Origin of the sequence: Thermoleophilum album (assembly GCF_028867705.1) — a bacterium.
Taxonomy (GTDB): domain Bacteria; phylum Actinomycetota; class Thermoleophilia; order Solirubrobacterales; family Thermoleophilaceae; genus Thermoleophilum.
Window position 1 is genome coordinate 211,162 of the sequence record NZ_CP066171.1, and the last position, 14,589, is coordinate 225,750.

Annotated in this window: 12 protein-coding genes and 1 tRNA gene; 6 read left to right on the forward strand and 7 right to left on the reverse strand. The window is 70.1% G+C overall.

What is annotated here, in order from left to right:
* Positions 1 to 34: 34 nt before the first annotated feature.
* Together JDY09_RS01000 and JDY09_RS01005 are read left to right on the forward strand one after the other, a co-directional pair.
* A complete protein-coding gene (locus tag JDY09_RS01000; RefSeq protein ID WP_274716988.1) occupies positions 35 to 1,585 on the forward strand; it encodes a L,D-transpeptidase in 1,551 nt (516 codons plus the stop codon).
* The gene (locus tag JDY09_RS01005; protein WP_274716990.1) at positions 1,582 to 2,193 is read left to right on the forward strand and encodes a methylated-DNA--[protein]-cysteine S-methyltransferase; all 612 of its coding nucleotides are present in this window, start codon (positions 1,582 to 1,584) and stop codon (positions 2,191 to 2,193) included. The genes JDY09_RS01000 and JDY09_RS01005 overlap by 4 nt, the downstream gene beginning before the upstream one ends.
* 19 nt (positions 2,194 to 2,212) lie before the next feature.
* Here the strand turns inward: JDY09_RS01005 and JDY09_RS01010 are convergent, their stop codons facing one another.
* Complete coding sequence (locus JDY09_RS01010) at positions 2,213 to 2,830, reverse strand: hypothetical protein (RefSeq protein ID WP_274716992.1); 618 nt, start codon at positions 2,828 to 2,830, stop codon at positions 2,213 to 2,215.
* A gap of 17 nt (positions 2,831 to 2,847) precedes the next feature.
* On the opposite strand from JDY09_RS01010, the gene JDY09_RS01015 reads away from it, so the two are divergent.
* Positions 2,848 to 2,937 (forward strand) — tRNA-Ser (locus JDY09_RS01015).
* 200 nt (positions 2,938 to 3,137) lie between these two features.
* Entirely contained in the window at positions 3,138 to 4,145 is a 1,008-nt protein-coding gene (locus JDY09_RS01020; RefSeq protein WP_274716993.1) for an alpha/beta hydrolase, read from the forward strand.
* A gap of 53 nt (positions 4,146 to 4,198) precedes the next feature.
* On the opposite strand, the gene JDY09_RS01025 is transcribed toward JDY09_RS01020, so the two are convergent.
* The 5 genes from JDY09_RS01025 to JDY09_RS01045 form a co-directional block, all read right to left on the reverse strand.
* Positions 4,199 to 5,308 carry a sigma-70 family RNA polymerase sigma factor gene (locus JDY09_RS01025; RefSeq protein WP_274716994.1) on the reverse strand — a complete coding sequence of 370 codons (1,110 nt, stop codon included), beginning with the start codon at positions 5,306 to 5,308 and terminating at the stop codon, positions 4,199 to 4,201.
* Between the two features lie 200 nt (positions 5,309 to 5,508).
* On the reverse strand, positions 5,509 to 8,649 hold the full coding sequence (locus JDY09_RS01030; RefSeq protein ID WP_274716996.1) for a hypothetical protein: 3,141 nt from the start codon (positions 8,647 to 8,649) through the stop codon (positions 5,509 to 5,511).
* A gap of 195 nt (positions 8,650 to 8,844) precedes the next feature.
* Entirely contained in the window at positions 8,845 to 9,264 is a 420-nt protein-coding gene (locus JDY09_RS01035) for a hypothetical protein (RefSeq protein ID WP_274716998.1), read from the reverse strand.
* Between the two features lie 12 nt (positions 9,265 to 9,276).
* Positions 9,277 to 9,414 carry a hypothetical protein gene (locus tag JDY09_RS01040; RefSeq protein WP_274717000.1) on the reverse strand — a complete coding sequence of 46 codons (138 nt, stop codon included), beginning with the start codon at positions 9,412 to 9,414 and terminating at the stop codon, positions 9,277 to 9,279.
* Complete coding sequence (locus tag JDY09_RS01045; protein ID WP_274717001.1) at positions 9,414 to 11,456, reverse strand: hypothetical protein; 2,043 nt, start codon at positions 11,454 to 11,456, stop codon at positions 9,414 to 9,416. The genes JDY09_RS01040 and JDY09_RS01045 overlap by 1 nt, the downstream gene beginning before the upstream one ends.
* 183 nt (positions 11,457 to 11,639) lie before the next feature.
* Between JDY09_RS01045 and JDY09_RS01050 the strand changes: the two genes are divergently transcribed.
* Both JDY09_RS01050 and JDY09_RS01055 read left to right on the forward strand, forming a co-directional pair.
* Positions 11,640 to 12,902, forward strand: a complete 1,263-nt coding sequence (locus JDY09_RS01050) for an acyl-CoA dehydrogenase family protein (protein ID WP_274717003.1) — start codon at positions 11,640 to 11,642, stop codon at positions 12,900 to 12,902.
* 267 nt (positions 12,903 to 13,169) lie between these two features.
* A complete protein-coding gene (locus JDY09_RS01055; protein ID WP_274717006.1) occupies positions 13,170 to 13,649 on the forward strand; it encodes an SCP2 sterol-binding domain-containing protein in 480 nt (159 codons plus the stop codon).
* Positions 13,650 to 13,719: 70 nt separating this feature from the next.
* On the opposite strand, the gene JDY09_RS01060 is transcribed toward JDY09_RS01055, so the two are convergent.
* Positions 13,720 to 14,529: a MerR family transcriptional regulator gene (locus tag JDY09_RS01060; protein WP_274717008.1), complete on the reverse strand. Its 810-nt coding sequence runs from the start codon at positions 14,527 to 14,529 to the stop codon at positions 13,720 to 13,722.
* Positions 14,530 to 14,589 lie beyond the last annotated feature (60 nt).

A 14,589-nucleotide genomic window follows, 5' to 3' on the forward strand; every position in this document is an offset into this window, starting at 1 on the left:
CGGACGCTGTCGCGCGAGCGCCGCACCTCCGCCGATGGTGGTTCGTCCCGAACAGCTCGCCGCTGCGCTCGATCGTCTCGATCCGCGGCACGTAGAAGTTCTCGAACTGTCGCTGCGGCGGCGCGTTCCCGACGAAGCGCTGGCGCGCGTGCTTGGCTGCGCGATCAGCGAGGTGGCGCGGCGGCGGGCACTCGCGATCGACGCTCTCGCCGACTCGCTCGCGTTGGCGCGCGGCGAGGAGCTCGGCGGGGTGCTCGCATCGCTGCTCGAGCGTGACGTCTGGGGCGAGCTCGACAACCTGCGCCGGGCGCGAGACAGCGACGCGAGCAGCGAAAGCAGCAGCGCTGGTCGCGGTGGCGAAAACGCCGGCGCTGCGTCGGGAACGAGCGACCTCGTCGCCGGAGCTGGCGCGCGCGAGGAGCGCCCGGGCGGGGCAGCGACCGGTCGTGACGGTACTGCAGGCAGCCAAGGCGCCGCCAGCGGTGAGTCGGCGGAAGCAGCGCGCGTGGTCCCCTTGCGCCCGCGCGGCGCGACCGGCGCCGCAGCTGGAGCAGCGGAGGCCGGAGCCGCGCCGACAGCAGGGGCGGGCACGGAGCGGTCAGGCACCGCAGCAGCGGAGCGCTCGGGCACCGCACCGGCACCAGGTCCAGGGGCTGCGCCCGGGCTCGCAGCCCGTGTGGGCGCCAGCGGGCGCGCACCCCTCGCATCGCCTACGCCAAGCAACGCGATGAGCACCGGTTCGAGCGCAAGCGCGCCGGCGGCGGGCACGGGAGAAGTCGCGGCGGGGGGGCTGTGGCGGTTTCTCCCGCAACCCTTGACACTCGCGATCGTCGGCGCGGTCGCGGTCGTCGCGGCAGCGATCACCGCGCTCGTGGTGGCTGGTGTCCGCTCCGGCGGCTCCGCCGAGCCCGGCAGCGGCCAGGCGCGCCACTTCGTTCCCGAAGGCGGCGGTGCCCTCGCCCTGCCTTTCCCGTCGGCTCCGGCCGACAGCGCCTGCTACACGACGGTCTCGCTGCGGCGCGCGACGGTGCTTCGCGCGCGCCCGGGCGGCGCGCCCCTCGCCCGCCTCGCGACCCGCACCGAGTGGGGGTCACCACGCGTGCTCTCGGTGGTCGCCGAGCGCGACGGCTGGCTCGGCGTCCTGGCGCCCGAGCTTCGCAACGGGCAGGTCGGCTGGGTCGCGCGTTCGGCCGGAACGATCGGCTGCGTCCGCTGGTCGTTGCACGTCGACCTGTCGCGCCGCCTGCTCTCCGTGCGCCGCTCCGGACGCACGATCCGCCGCGTCCGAGTCGCGATCGGGCGGCCGCAGAACCCCACGCCCACCGGGCGTTTCGCCGTGACCGACCGGCTGCGCGTCACCGACCCCGGCTCGCCCTACGGCTGTTGCGTGCTCGCCCTGACCGGCCGGCAACCGCGCTTGCCGCCGGGGTGGCCGGGAGGGGACCGGCTCGCCATCCACGCGACGACGAACCCGGCGTCGATCGGCCGGGCGGTGAGCCTGGGCTGCTTGCGCGCCGACACCGGCACGATGCGCTGGCTGTTGCGCGTCGTGCCACTCGGCACGCCTGTATTCATCGCCGCGTGACCGGGGTGGCTCGGGGAGTCGCAGCGGGGCGGGCACGGTGGCGAGCGAAGGGCGCTCGGCGCTGTGCGCACGTCGACACAGCGATCGGGTGTGTCGTCGTCGTGGTGCGCGGCGCCGAGGTCGAGCGCGTCTGGCTGCCGGCGGCGGCGCGCACGGCGGCAGTGCAGCGGGCGCTCGCCGGTGTCGACGAGGACAGCGCTCTCGGCGAGCGCGTCGCTCCGGTGTTGCGTGCGCTTGCGGAGGGCGAGACGGTGCCTCCCACCGCCCTGCCCGCGCTGGCGTGGGAGCGCCTTTCGGCGTTCCAGCGCCTGGTCCTCGCTCGTGTCGCGGCGATCCCGCGCGGTGCCGTCACGAGCTACGGCGAGCTCGCCCGCGCTGTCGGGCGTCCGCGGGCAGCGCGCGCTGTCGGTCGTGCCGTGGCGGCCAACCCCTTCCCTCTGCTTGTCCCTTGCCACCGTGTGGTGCGTGCCGACGGCACGCTCGGCGGTTTCACCGGCGCCGCGGGGCAGATAAAGCGCTGGCTCTTAGAGCGCGAGGGCGCTCTCCCGTCGGCCGCATCCAGAGCTGCGGACGGGTCGCTTCTCGAGCTCCCGGTCGGTCGCGTCTAGAGCTCCTGGCAGGCCGCGTCTAGAGCTGCGCGGCGATCGCGCCGGCCAGCAGCTCGACGAGCCCGTCAGCGCGGAGACCGGCGACGCTGCCGCTGGCGGCGAGCGCCCGTGCGCGCCCGTCCTCGCTCGCCAGCCGTGCGCGAGCCGAGAACGGCACCTCGACGCCGCCTGCGAGACCGCCGGCGAAAGCGCCGAGCGTGCCGCCGAGCGGCCCGGCGAGCGACTCGCCGACGAGCCTCCCGACGGCATCGGCGCGCGCCCGGCCGCTGACCGTCAGCCCGTAGCGGCGGGGCTTGTCGGCCGCGCTGCGCAGGGCCAGGCGTGTGACAGTGAACGGTCCGATCGTGCTGTCGCGGACGACGATGCGCACGCGATCGAAGCGGTCGAGGCGACGCAGAAGCTGCTCGCGTTCCAAAGACAGGCGGAGTCCGCGCCCGCGCACCGACAGCTCGTCGCCGCCCCCTGCCAAAAGGCGCAGCGCGGGGAAGGCGGAAACGTCGACCTGCGCCTCGCCACCTCCTTTCTCGAGGCGCTGGGCGATCTTCCGTTCGCTTAGCGGCGGCAGCACGAACTGCGCGGCCACGAAGACGATCGCCAACAGGGCGGCGATCGCTCCGATCATCTGCCAGCGGCGCATACAATCGGGATTCTCGCGGAGAGGTGGCCGAGTGGCTGAAGGCACTCGCCTGCTAAGCGAGTAAGGGGCGGCAAGCTCCTTCGAGGGTTCGAATCCCTCCCTCTCCGCTTGGCGGCGTGCGAGCCGTGCGGCGTTGGCGTGCGCGGGTCGCTACACGGGTCGTTCCAAGCGACGCTCGCTGGCGGCAACACCGCGGAGGGGATCGCCTGGCGGCAGCGGCGCTCCGCGCCCCGCGAGCGTCGCGGGTTTGCGCCACGCCGACGTGCCACAGCCTGCCGGCCCACGTGGGAGACTCTCACAGATTCCGATGTCAGGTGGTCGGGAGAGCGGCAGGGGCGAGGTCGATCCCGGCGCAATCGGGGGCGGAGTAGAAGAGAGGGAGACCCGCTTCCCCTCCGGGGCAGAGGAGTGCGCCGCCTCGCTCGTCTGGCCGCCCGCTGCCGACGGTGGTGCAGGGGCTCAGGAAGTGCGCGACGCCCGGCCTGTCGCTTGCGTGGTGATGGCGCACGGCTTCGGTGCTACGCGCCGTGGCGGGCTCGTCCCCTTCGCACGTGCGTTCGCTGCTGCAGGGTTCGCGGTGCTGATGTTCGACTACCGCCACTTCGGCGACAGCGACGGTTCGCCACGCCAGCTCGTCGACGTCAGCCGTCAGCTCGAGGACTGGCACGCAGCCGTCGCCTACGCGCGTTCGTTGGCGAAAGTCGATCCCGAACGCGTCGTTCTCTGGGGAACATCTTTCAGCGGCGGGCACGTGATCGCTGTCGCGTCAGACGATCACCGCATAGCGGCGGTAGTCAGCCAGGTTCCCCATGCCAGCGGGCTCGCGACCGCGCTACGTGTACCACCGCGGACCGCGCTGCGGCAGTTCGCCAGCGTCGCCGTCGATCTCTTGCGCGCTGCGCGCGGTCGCGAGCCGTTCTACATCCCGATCGTTGCGCCGCCGGGGCGTCTGGCGGCGATGACGTCGTCCGATGCTCTGCACGGGTACGCGGCGATGTTCGCCGGCGAACCGTGGGAGAACCGGATCGCGGCGCGCTCGCTCTTGGAAGTCGTGCGCCACTCGCCTACACGCCAAGCGCGCCGGGTCGCGGCCCCGGTTCTCGTGCAGGTAGCCCGGCACGATCGTGTGACACCGCCGTCGGCGGCACGACGGATGGCGCAGAGGTTGCCGAACGCTCTTCTGCGCGAGTACGACTGCGGCCACTTCGACGCCTACAACGGCAAGTGGCACGAGCGCTTTCTCGCCGATCAGCTCGAGTTCTTGGCGCCCCTCGCCAGGCGCCGCTCGACTGTCTCAGCGAACCGACGACCGTGACCAGCTCGCCCGCTGCGCGCGGCCGCGCGCAGGGGTGCGAGCGGGGAGCACCGTCACGCAGCCTCGGCGAGCGCCGCGAGCTCCCGCTTCTCGGCCAGCTTGCGCAACGCCTCGCGTTCGATCCTCCGCACGCCCTCCGGCGACAGGCCGAGGCGCCTCCCCGTCTCGCGCAGCGGCGTCGGCTCGGCCCCGCCGATACCGAAGCGCATCTTGATCACCTGCCGCTCGCGTTCGGGCAGCTGTTCGATGGCGCGGCGGACACTCTCGTCGCGGAGGCTGAGTTCGACCTCCTCGTGGGGCTCGCGCTGGTCGGCGGGGAGGAGGTCACCGAGCTCGGTTTCTCCGTCCTCGCCCACCGGCCGCTCGAGGCTCGTGACGGAGCGGTGAACCTCGCGCGTCTCGATGATCTGATCGATCGTCAGCCCCGTCTCGCGCGCCAGCTCGAGATCGGTCGGTTCGCGGCCGAGGCGGGCTTGGAGCTCACGCTCGGCACGGGCGATCTTGCGCTGCCGCTGCCCGATGTGCACGGGCACGCGAATCGTGCGTGCGGCGTTCGCCAAGCCGCGCTGGATCGCCTGGCGGATCCAGAAGGTGGCGTAGGTAGAGAACTTGTAGCCCCGCCGCCAGTCGAACTTCTCGACCGCTCGGATGAGACCGAGGATGCCTTCCTGGATCAGGTCGAGCAGCGAGAGCTCCTGGCCCTGGTACTTCTTGGCGATCGAGACGACGAGGCGCAGGTTGGAGTTGATCATCCGCTCTTTCGCCTCGAGGTCGCCCTGCTCGATGCGCTTCGCGAGCTCGATCTCTTCCTCGGCGGTCAGCAGCGGGTAGCGGCGGATGTCGCGCAAAAACAGCGCCAAGGCGTCGCTCGTGGAGTCGGCGAGCTGGCCGTTCTCGAACTCCGGGCCGGGCGCGATCTCGCTGCGCCCGCAGTCGTCGGTGGTCTCGAGGCCGAGGGCCGAGAGACGCTCGTGGATGAGCTCGGCCTGTTCCTCTTCGAGCTCGAGCTCTTCGATTAGCCTGTTGATTTCAGACAGCGGCACGCAGCCCTCTTCCTCACCCTTTTCGACCAGTTCCTGTAGGCGCTGCTCGACGACTTCGTCGAGCGTTCCCGACCCGGCTTCCATCACCCGCGAGAGTACCCGCTCCGCGACCACCCACATCGCTTTTGCCGTGACCGGCTGTCCCTGCCGCGCTGCGCGATGGCGCTAGCGCAACCGCGGTCGCGTGCAGCCGCACGCGGTTCGGCGAAGCGAACGCGACCGCACCGGGAACAACGCGTAGACGCTGCGGGCATGGCCTCACACTTGTTTCTTGCCCCGCTGGGCGCGGATCTAACGCGCCGCCCAGCGCGGACATGCGGTCAGGCGCGCCGTGCCCGCGTCGAGACGGTGATTCGCCACCTGCGGCCCTTGCGATCGACCACGGTCACCGCGATCCGCACGACCGGACGCTTGCGCCGGGCGAGCGCTCGTTGAACCGAGCGCGAGACACGCACCTGGGCGATACGCACCAGCACGCTGCGCGCGCTACGCACGAGCCGCACCTGGACCGTACGTCCGCGCAGGCGGACGTACTTGCGGGCGATGCGCTTGCTCGTACGAGCGATCGGTCGCACCCCGCGACGCGGGGTGAGCGACCGCGGCAGTACCGCCCGCACACGCGCCAGGGCGGCGAGAGCACGTGGCTGACGGATGCGCAGCACTACCGTGGCGCGCCCGCGGCGGACGACCACGCTCGCCCGCCCGGACGGCCGGGTCGAGCTCGGGCTCGTGCGGTCGTCCCCGTCGCTGTCGCCGGAACCAGAAGAACCGCCTGACCCGCCAGCGTTGCGGGGCGCCGTACAGGTCGGTCGATCGAGCGCCTTAGTCACCGACAGCGAGCGGCCGCTGTGTGCGTCGAGTGTCGCGACTGTCGTGACGTCGTTCGGTACGCAGATCGTGTTCGGCGCCCGCAACAGGCCGTTGGGGCCACCGTCGATCGCCAGCTCGAAGCTCGCGAGCGGGATGTCGGGCAGGTTGTCGAAGGTGGTCGTCACCCGTCCGCCGGCGAGGCTGACGTCCCCGTACAGGACCGTTCCGAGCAACGGGATCGCCAGCCGCGGCAGCCCACCTGCGTTCTCGGCCAGCAGCACTGGCGCCTCGAGCGTGATCGGCAGAAGCGGCGTCACGACACGCGCCGTGCCTACACGAGCGTTCGGCGGACAGGTGCCGCTAGCGATCTGGGACACCGGGCAAGCACGCGACAGCGCGTCCAGGCTCGGCAGGATCGAGCTCGGCAACTGCACCCGCGCGCGCTTGAGCGCCGCGTTGCCGCTCGGCAGCGTGATTCGAGTGGTCAAGGGAACGCCGACTGTCGAGCTGCCGAAGTTGTCGCGCGCCCCCACCGAACCGGCGAGCGCCGGAGCGAACGGCAAACGGTCGCAGCCGCTGATAGCTAGCGGCACGCTGCGATTGGCAGTGCGACCGTCACTGGCGGCGATCGTCGCGGCCGCTTGCAGAGTGCCGCAGCGCGTCGGGTTGCGCAGGAAGCCGCTGCGGTCGAGCCTGATCGCGAGCGAGCGCACCGCGAGCGGAATCCCCTTGAGCGCCGACGGCAGCCGGTCGCTCTCGACGACCAGCCCGAAGTCGCTCGTGCGCAGGACGAGCGCGTTCGTGACTACCACGCGCCCGAGGTCGACGGGCCCGACACGGGCGGGTATCACCACCGCCAACCCGGCGATAGCCCCGCTGCGGGGGGCGCTCGTGAGGTAGACGTCGCCATTGAGCGTCACCGGCGAGGCACCCGGGCCGCTCGTCGCCGTGACCGAACCGACGCGCGAGCTTGCCGGGCAGGATCCGCTAGCGGCGCTCGCCGGAGAGCAGAGCGAGAGCCCGTCCATGGCCAGGTACCCGAGGAGGCCGGGCGGCAGCGATACGCGCAGCGAGCCGAGCTCTTGGTTGCGATCGGGTCGCGTGACGGTGAGCGTCATCGCCGGGCTCGCGCCCGCGGAGCTGTCGCTCAGTGTCAGCGCTAGCGTCGGGTCGAATGGGCGCGGCGAGGGGCACGGCGCGCCGGCACCGTCCCAGCTGATCGTCACCGTGGAGTTGCGCGCCACCGGCGTCGAGGAGCTCCACGGCGTGAGCTGTGCCTGCGCCTGCGCTGCGCCGCACGCTCGTGGCGTCACCAGCAACGCTTTGCTACCGCCGTTGAAGGTGAGGCGGAAAGCGGTGAACGGCACCTGGGGGATGTCGTCGAACGTCGTCGTGATCTGCCCGTTCGACTGATCGATCGCGACGTTGCCGACGAGCTTCGCGAAGAAGCCAGGGCCGCTGATCGAGACGAAAAGCCCCCACGGTCGCGCATCAGTCGGCTGAGCGAAATACACGTCGCCGGTGAGTAGGCCGAGCAGCGGCGTGTCGAACTCGACGGTGCCGACTCGCGATGCGGACGGACACGCCGGCGCTGAGTTGGAGTCGACCGCGAACTGTGCGTCGCTACAGGCGGCGAGGCCGTCGGCGGCGGCGGGATTTATCGCGACGCCCGGCGGCAGCGTCACGACCGCTCGCTTCAGCGTCGGGCTGCCCGACGGCAGGGTGATGGCTGCGGTGGCGCCGGACGGCGTCTCAGCACGGGTCGTCTGCGTCGTGAAGGCGAAGCTCGGGTTGAACGTAAGCGACGAACAACCGGTCGGCGTTATCGGCGCCGAGCGCGTGGCGGTCGCCGTCGAGTCCCACGATCCAGCCGTCACCGTGAGGTTCGCGGTGTTGCAGCTCGAGGGCATCGTCAAGAACCGCTGGCCGCCCACCATGCCGTTCAAGGTGAGCGACATGCTGGTGATCGTCACGTCGAAGTTCGAGAAGAAGATCGGGATGTAGGTCGTGCGCGGCAGGTTGTCGATGCGGTTCTCGAGCGCGAAGTCGAGGTCGGGCCGCACCGCCACGGGCACGGTGAGGAAGATCTTGTTGGCGAGAGGGGGGCGCACGATGACGCCCAACCGCGCCGGCTCGCCGCTCTGCGGTTGCAAGTTGTAGACGTCGCCGCTCGCGTCGAGGTTCATGCCGAGCGCGTCCACCACTACGTGCACCGTGGTGTCGCCGACGTCACTGCCTGTGGGGCAGCTGTCGGCGCTGAACTGCGCCGTCGTGCACTTGGTGACGGCGTTCGGATTGCCGACGAGGCCGGGCGGCAGCGTGATCGTGAGCCGCTTGATGTCGTCCGAGGACGGCGTGTAGGCGAAGTTCATCGACACCGTCAGGTTCGGGCTCGAGTTGGCGGTCGGGTTGTTCGGCGACACTGTCAGCGACGTCACCTGGACGGCGCCTTGCGCCAGCGGCGCCGTAACAGCAGAAGTCGCGGCGCCTGCCAAGACCAAGACCGCCACCAGCGTCAGTGACCGGCGGATGCGCCGGAGCTGACCGAAGGCTTCCGCGCAGGCGGTTGCGCTGTCGACGACGGCACGCAACCGCGACCGCGCCCTTCCGCGACGGCTGCCGATCGCTGTGGGGGTCGCTGGATACGTCACGTCCTGCCCTCCGTGGCCCGGGTTCGCTTGCGGCTCTGTGTGCGCTCGGTGTGTGTGCGCGGCTATTGCCCTCTGCTCACTCGACCGCACCCCTGCTCTTGCTCAACTTGTTACCGCAAGCAGCTGCTTGACGCAAGCATTTCCGCTGTCAGCTTGTCATCTAGCGAGTAGGTAGCCGGCGCGCTGCGGCTCAGCTCAGCGGGGGGCGAGCAGCGGACCGGGTCCGGCGAAGCCGAGGAACCAGATCGTGAACCCGGTGACGGCGATAGCCGCCGATGCCACCAACATTCGCTCGAGCGCACTGCGTCCGTCGCGCAGAGCACGGTAGGCGCGGTCAAGGCGTGCCAGAAGCAACGCCAACAGCACGGCGGTAGCGATCGCCGACGCGAACGCCGCGAGCAGCGCCGTGCCCACCGATCCGGTGCCGGCCTGCACGCGCGAGCCGACCCACAGCCCGACGAGCGGCGTCGCAACCCACAACCCCGCACTGCCGACGGCCATCGCGAGCGCGATAAGGAAAGCCGCGAGGCGAGCGGGCGCGCCCGCCAGACGGTGGCTCCCGTCACCGCCGGAGCGCGGACCGGCGCTCGAGAGGAAGGGGCGCGACGCTCCCATGGTGTCAACCGCTCACGTCTTCGATCTCCGGATCCTGTCGCGGATCACCAGCACGCCGAGAACGAGCGGAAGGATCGCCGCGGGAAGAACGAACGCCAGGCTCTGGACGAGGCTGTGATCGGCGATCGGCGGCATCGTGCCTTGTCTCATCAGCCGCCGGCAGGGGCAGCCGCCGCGGGCGCCGTTGCCGGGGCCGTGCCCGGTCGGCGCGTGCGCGTCAGCTCGCTCCGTGACAGTCGGACGAGGCCCGCCGCCAGCGCCACGAGCAGCACGCTCGAGAGTGCGAGCACCGTCAGCCCTGCGACTCCCCACAACCAGCCCGGCACGTCGCGCTTGCGCTCGCGCTGCAAAACGTGCCAATCGGGGACGAAGGGGCGCGCGAACGTGGCGGTCGCGGGAACTTCCGGCGTCGGAATTGCCCGGTCAGCCGGCATGTAGACGGGCACGGCCGACAGGATCCGTCCCTGGTGGAAGCGGATCATCGACTTCCACGAGCCGTAGAGCGGTACTGGCCGCTCGCTTCGCCACACGCCCGGCGCCACCTCTACCAGGCGCGTCAGCCGCAGCTTCGTCTTGCCTTGCCACGACGTGATGTTGAACCAGTTGGGGTCGCGAACCGTCGAAGCGGGCTCTACGCGCACCGTCACGATTCCCCAGCGCTCGGGTGCCGGCTGCGTCGTAGTGACGCGCGCCAGGACACGCGCACCGTCGGGGGCGGTCGTCGAGCCGAGATAGGCGAACAGAGCGACGACCGCGGCCGCGGCTGCACCGAGGCGCGCGAGCGCCCGTCCGGAACCGGCGTTGACCGGGTCGAGTCGGATACCGGAAGCGAGGAAGGCGCCGACGATCGCGCCCGCTACGCCACAGATCAGACCGACGGCGACGATCTCGGGCAGCATCGCGCTAGGCCAGGGCAGCGGCATCCAGACGTGCGACCACGCAAACTCGGCGAGCGTGCCGAGCGTTCCGATCGCGACGCCGGCCACTGCCGCAAGCCGGTAGGGGCGCGTCGTGCCTACCACCAGCGCAGCGACCTCCACCAACGCTGCTTCGGCGAGGTAGAGCGGGAAGTGCGGCAGGGTCTGGCCGAAGACGCCGCCAACAAGTGCGGTCAGCAACGAGCGTGTCAGGAGGTACAAGCCGACCGCCGCCAGCGCTGCTCCGCGGCCGCCGACGATGCGTGCGCAGACGAGCGCCCAGCCGGCAGCGATAGCGATCAACGCCGGCTGGAAGAGCTGGCTGAACTGGGGAACGCCGAAGTCGAACTCGCCCTGGAAGATCGACAGCCCGACGAGCAGCCCGCCCGTCGTCATCACCAGCCGCAGGCGGCGCAACTGCTCGGCGCTCAGACGCACGCCGCCGAATCGCGCCGGTGGCGGTTCCTCGACCGTGTGTGCGCGCAGCGCGAGCCGGCCCTCGGTGAACAGTACGAGCATCGCGACGAGGCTCATCGCCGCGCCGGCGAGCATCATCAAGTGCGTCGGACCCCACAGGGTCACGTCCTGGCCGAACAGACGATGCGAGAAGTCGTCCAGCGGGAAGCCGAGCAGGGCGAACGAGCCGCACGCCGCCAGGAGCAGTCCCCCAAGTGGCGCCCACCAATCTCCGATCACGCGGACAGCGGCGGGGCTGGGGCGGTCGAGCGGCAGGATCATCGAGATCCAGCCAGCGGCGAAGACGCCCAACAGACCGGCGAGGATGAAGTAGTGCGAGGGGTTCGCGAGCGGTCCGGGGTCACGCCCGTTGTCGATGTGCAGGGAGATGTCCCAGTACAGGCCGAACGCTGCGGTGAGCAGCGAGATCGTGCTGATCGCGGCCGGCAGCGCGACAAACGGCGGCATACCCGTAACGCGCGCTGCCGATGCAGCGACCTTCGCCAGCCGTTGCGTCTTGCCGGTGCGGTGGCGCACGCCGAGCACGATCAGCAGGCCTGTAACCAAGAGCCCTGCGGCGGTGGCGATCGCGACCTGGTCGAGGGCGGCACCGCCAGCCGAGGGCGCCGCTTCCTGCTCGCCGCGCGCCAACGCGGTCGCCGGTAGGAGCGCCGCTGCCCCGATCAGCGCGGCGAAGCTGCGGGCGAGCAGCGTGCGGCGATAGCGGCGAGCTGTCGCTGCACTGCGATCGCTCGGACGCGTTCCGAAGGTGCGCCGACCGTCGGCTGCGCCGCGCGTTCCGGCGGTCCTCCTGCTCACGACCATTCTCTACCCCCTGCTCGCTCTTCGTTCGCCCCCGTCAGCGACCGACCAGGCAACCCTGCGGCTCGAGGTCGCACCGGCTGGACAGGTCGGTCGATCTCTACACATAGCTGTACACCGTCAGCTGGTGCACGTTGCATCGCTTGATGTTACATCAGAGCGTGTAGTACGATCCAGCGCATGGACGCTTCCGCCGCTATCGAACAAGCACTTCCCAAGCAGGCTCCCGACGCTCCCTTCTCGATGGAGCTGTCGGAGGAGCAGAAGGAGATCCGCGACTGGGTCCACGGTTTCGCCGAGAACGTCATTCGTCCGGCGGCGCACGAGTGGGACGAGCGCGAAGAGACGCCGTGGCCGATCATCCAGGAGGCCGCCAAGATCGGCCTCTACGGCTTCGAAGCACTGGCCCAGTTCTACGCCGATCCGACGGGCCTGATGCTGCCGATCGTCAACGAGGAGCTGTTCTGGGGCGACGCCGGCATCGCGATGGCGATCATGGGCACGACCCTCGCTGTCGCCGGCATCTACGCCTCGGGCACGCCCGAGCAGATGGCCGAATGGATCCCGCAGTGCTACGGCACGCCTGACGATCCGAAGGTCGCTGCCTTCTGCGTGTCCGAGCCCGATGCCGGTTCCGACGTCTCGTCGATGCGCACGCGAGCCCGCTACGACGAGGCCAAGGACGAGTGGGTGCTCAACGGCCAGAAGGCCTGGGCTACGAACGGCGGCATCGCCAACGTTCACGTCGTCGTCGCCTCGGTCGACCCCGAGCTCGGCGCTCGCGGGCAAGCCGCCTTCATCATCCCGCCCGGCACCAAGGGGCTCACGCCTGGTCAGAAGCTGAAGAAGCACGGGCTTCGTGCGTCCCACACGGCCGAGGTGTTCCTCGATGACTGTCGCATCCCCGGGCGTTGCTTGCTCGGCGGCAAGGAGAAGCTCGACGAACGGCTCGCCCGTGCGCGCGAGGGCAAGCGTGCCAAGCAGCAGGCAGCGATGCGCACCTTCGAGTTGTCTCGTCCCACGGTCGGCGCGCAAGCCGTCGGTATCGCCCGCGCGGCTTACGAGTACGCGCTCGAGTACGCCAAGCAGCGCGTGCAGTTCGGCCGCCCGATCATCGAGAACCAGGCGATCGCCTTCATGCTCGCCGACATGAAGATGGAGATCGACTGTGCGCGGCTCCTCGTCTGGCGAGCCTCGTGGATGGGGCGCACGGGCAAGGAGTTCGAGAACGCCGAGGGCTCGATGTCGAAGCTCAAGGCTGGCGAGGTAGCCGTCTGGGTCACCGAGCGGGCGATGCAGATCCTCGGCGGCAACGGGTACACGCGCGAGTACCCCGTCGAGCGGATGCACCGCGACGCCAAGGTCTACACGATCTTCGAAGGGACCTCCGAGATCCAGCGGCTCGTGATCGCGCGCGCGATCTCGGGCAAGTACATCCGCTGACGGTCTCGGTCTAGACCGTTCGCGAAGTGCGAGCGGCGGAAGCGGGTGGGGCGCGTCGCGGCGGCGCGCCCCACCACGTCGCGCATCGTGCCGCGCCGCCGGTGCGCATCCGGCGGCGACCGCTCGCTCGAATGTAGCTCTGCTGCGAACAGCGGCTCTCTAGCGCTGCACCACAGCCTGCTCTTGACGTCGTCACGATTCGATGTCACATTTGCGCATGTAGCGTCACACGATGTATCGGTAGGCCCCGTCCCTGGAGGAAGTGCGATGGAAAACAACAGCGAAGCGACGATGCTCGGCGGGCAGGCGATCGATGCGGCGTCCGTAGATCCGGCCGAGTTTGCAGCCAACGTTGCGCGCGCCAGCGACGAGGAGCTGGCGCAAGCGATGTCGAGCGAGCTGCGTGGCTTGATCCTCGACGAGATCTTCAAGCGTATGCAGCAGCACGTGCGGGCCGACCGCGTGCGCGGCGTGCAAGCGGTGATTCACTGGCGCATCAAGGGTCGCCCGGATGGCGGTGTCGACGAGTACCAAGTCGTCCTGGAGAACGGCCAGTGCACCGTCGGCCGTGAGCTCGATCGCGACCCGCGGGTGGCGATCGAGCTCGATGGGGTCGATTTCCTGCGCCTAGTCACCGGCGGTCGCAGCGGCCCCGATCTCTTCATGTCCGGCAAGCTCCAGGTGCGCGGCGACCTTGTGTTCGCCGCCCAGGTCCAGGGGCTTTTCGACATCCCGAAAGCCGCCTGAGGACTGGCGCCCGCTGTCGGGTTTGTCGTAAGCGCTTTCCGTAGGGGGCAGGAGCGGCGGGCGGCAGCGCTCAGGCGCGCGCCCGTCGCTCCTCTTGTCGAAGCTGCCGCTGGAAGCGCTGGATTTCGCGGCCAAACGCGCGCTCCGTTGCCTCGGTCATGGCCAGACGGAAGACCGCCGTCACCGACTCCAAGGCGAGCGGTCGCAGACGCTCGAGCACGTCGGCGATCTCCGGCCAGCGCTCGTCCGGTGTGCCTTCGCGTTCGAACGGCAGCCAAATGTGTTCCAGGAACAGCTTCACGAAGCTGCGTGCGATCGCGTCGGCGTGGCGCTTGACTGACTCGAGGAGCGTGAGCGCCTCGCTGATCGGGATGCCGAGCTGAACCAGCTCGCGGCCAGCGCGGCTGAGCGTCGGGCTCGCGTCCTCGTAGCGGTCGTCGCCGAGCGGGCGCAGCAGTCCGAGCTTGACTGCGCGTTCGAGCAAGGCGGCGTCGCGGGTACCCCAACGCTCGGCAAGGTCCTCGACTGTGACGATCTCGGTGCGCTCCTCGCCGAACGGCATCCGCAACATCCGCGTGAAGCGCAACACCTCGTGGCTCGAACCGCGGGCTCCGTCCAACAGGCGGCGGATGTGGTCGAGCTTGAAGCCGTCGGCCTGAAGCTCCTTGATCAGTTCGATACGCGCGACGTGGTCGGGGCCGTAGTAGCCGGTTCGGCCGCGCACTTCAGGGGGCGGTAGGAGTCCGCGCGACTGGTACGCGCGGATGTTGCGCACGGTCATACCGGTGCGCCGAGCAAGCTCGTCGATCGTCAGCTCGCTGCGCTCATCGGCGATCTCTACATCGCCGGAACGTTTCCGTGCGCCGTTAGCCGCTTCCACGCTGCAAGGGTATCCGACGGTGTTACATCGAAATGTGCACACGACGGAGCGCCCGGCGGG

Coding starts and splice junctions, on each gene's coding strand:
- JDY09_RS01035 (WP_274716998.1), bottom strand. CDS start 9,264: ATGGGAGCGTCGCGCCCCTTCCTCTCGAGCGCCGGTCCGCGCTCCGGC.
- JDY09_RS01055 (WP_274717006.1), top strand. CDS start 13,170: ATGGAAAACAACAGCGAAGCGACGATGCTCGGCGGGCAGGCGATCGAT.
- JDY09_RS01010 (WP_274716992.1), bottom strand. CDS start 2,830: ATGCGCCGCTGGCAGATGATCGGAGCGATCGCCGCCCTGTTGGCGATC.
- JDY09_RS01050 (WP_274717003.1), top strand. CDS start 11,640: ATGGACGCTTCCGCCGCTATCGAACAAGCACTTCCCAAGCAGGCTCCC.
- JDY09_RS01025 (WP_274716994.1), bottom strand. CDS start 5,308: ATGTGGGTGGTCGCGGAGCGGGTACTCTCGCGGGTGATGGAAGCCGGG.
- JDY09_RS01000 (WP_274716988.1), top strand. CDS start 35: ATGGTGGTTCGTCCCGAACAGCTCGCCGCTGCGCTCGATCGTCTCGAT.
- JDY09_RS01040 (WP_274717000.1), bottom strand. CDS start 9,414: ATGAGACAAGGCACGATGCCGCCGATCGCCGATCACAGCCTCGTCCAG.
- JDY09_RS01020 (WP_274716993.1), top strand. CDS start 3,138: ATGTCAGGTGGTCGGGAGAGCGGCAGGGGCGAGGTCGATCCCGGCGCA.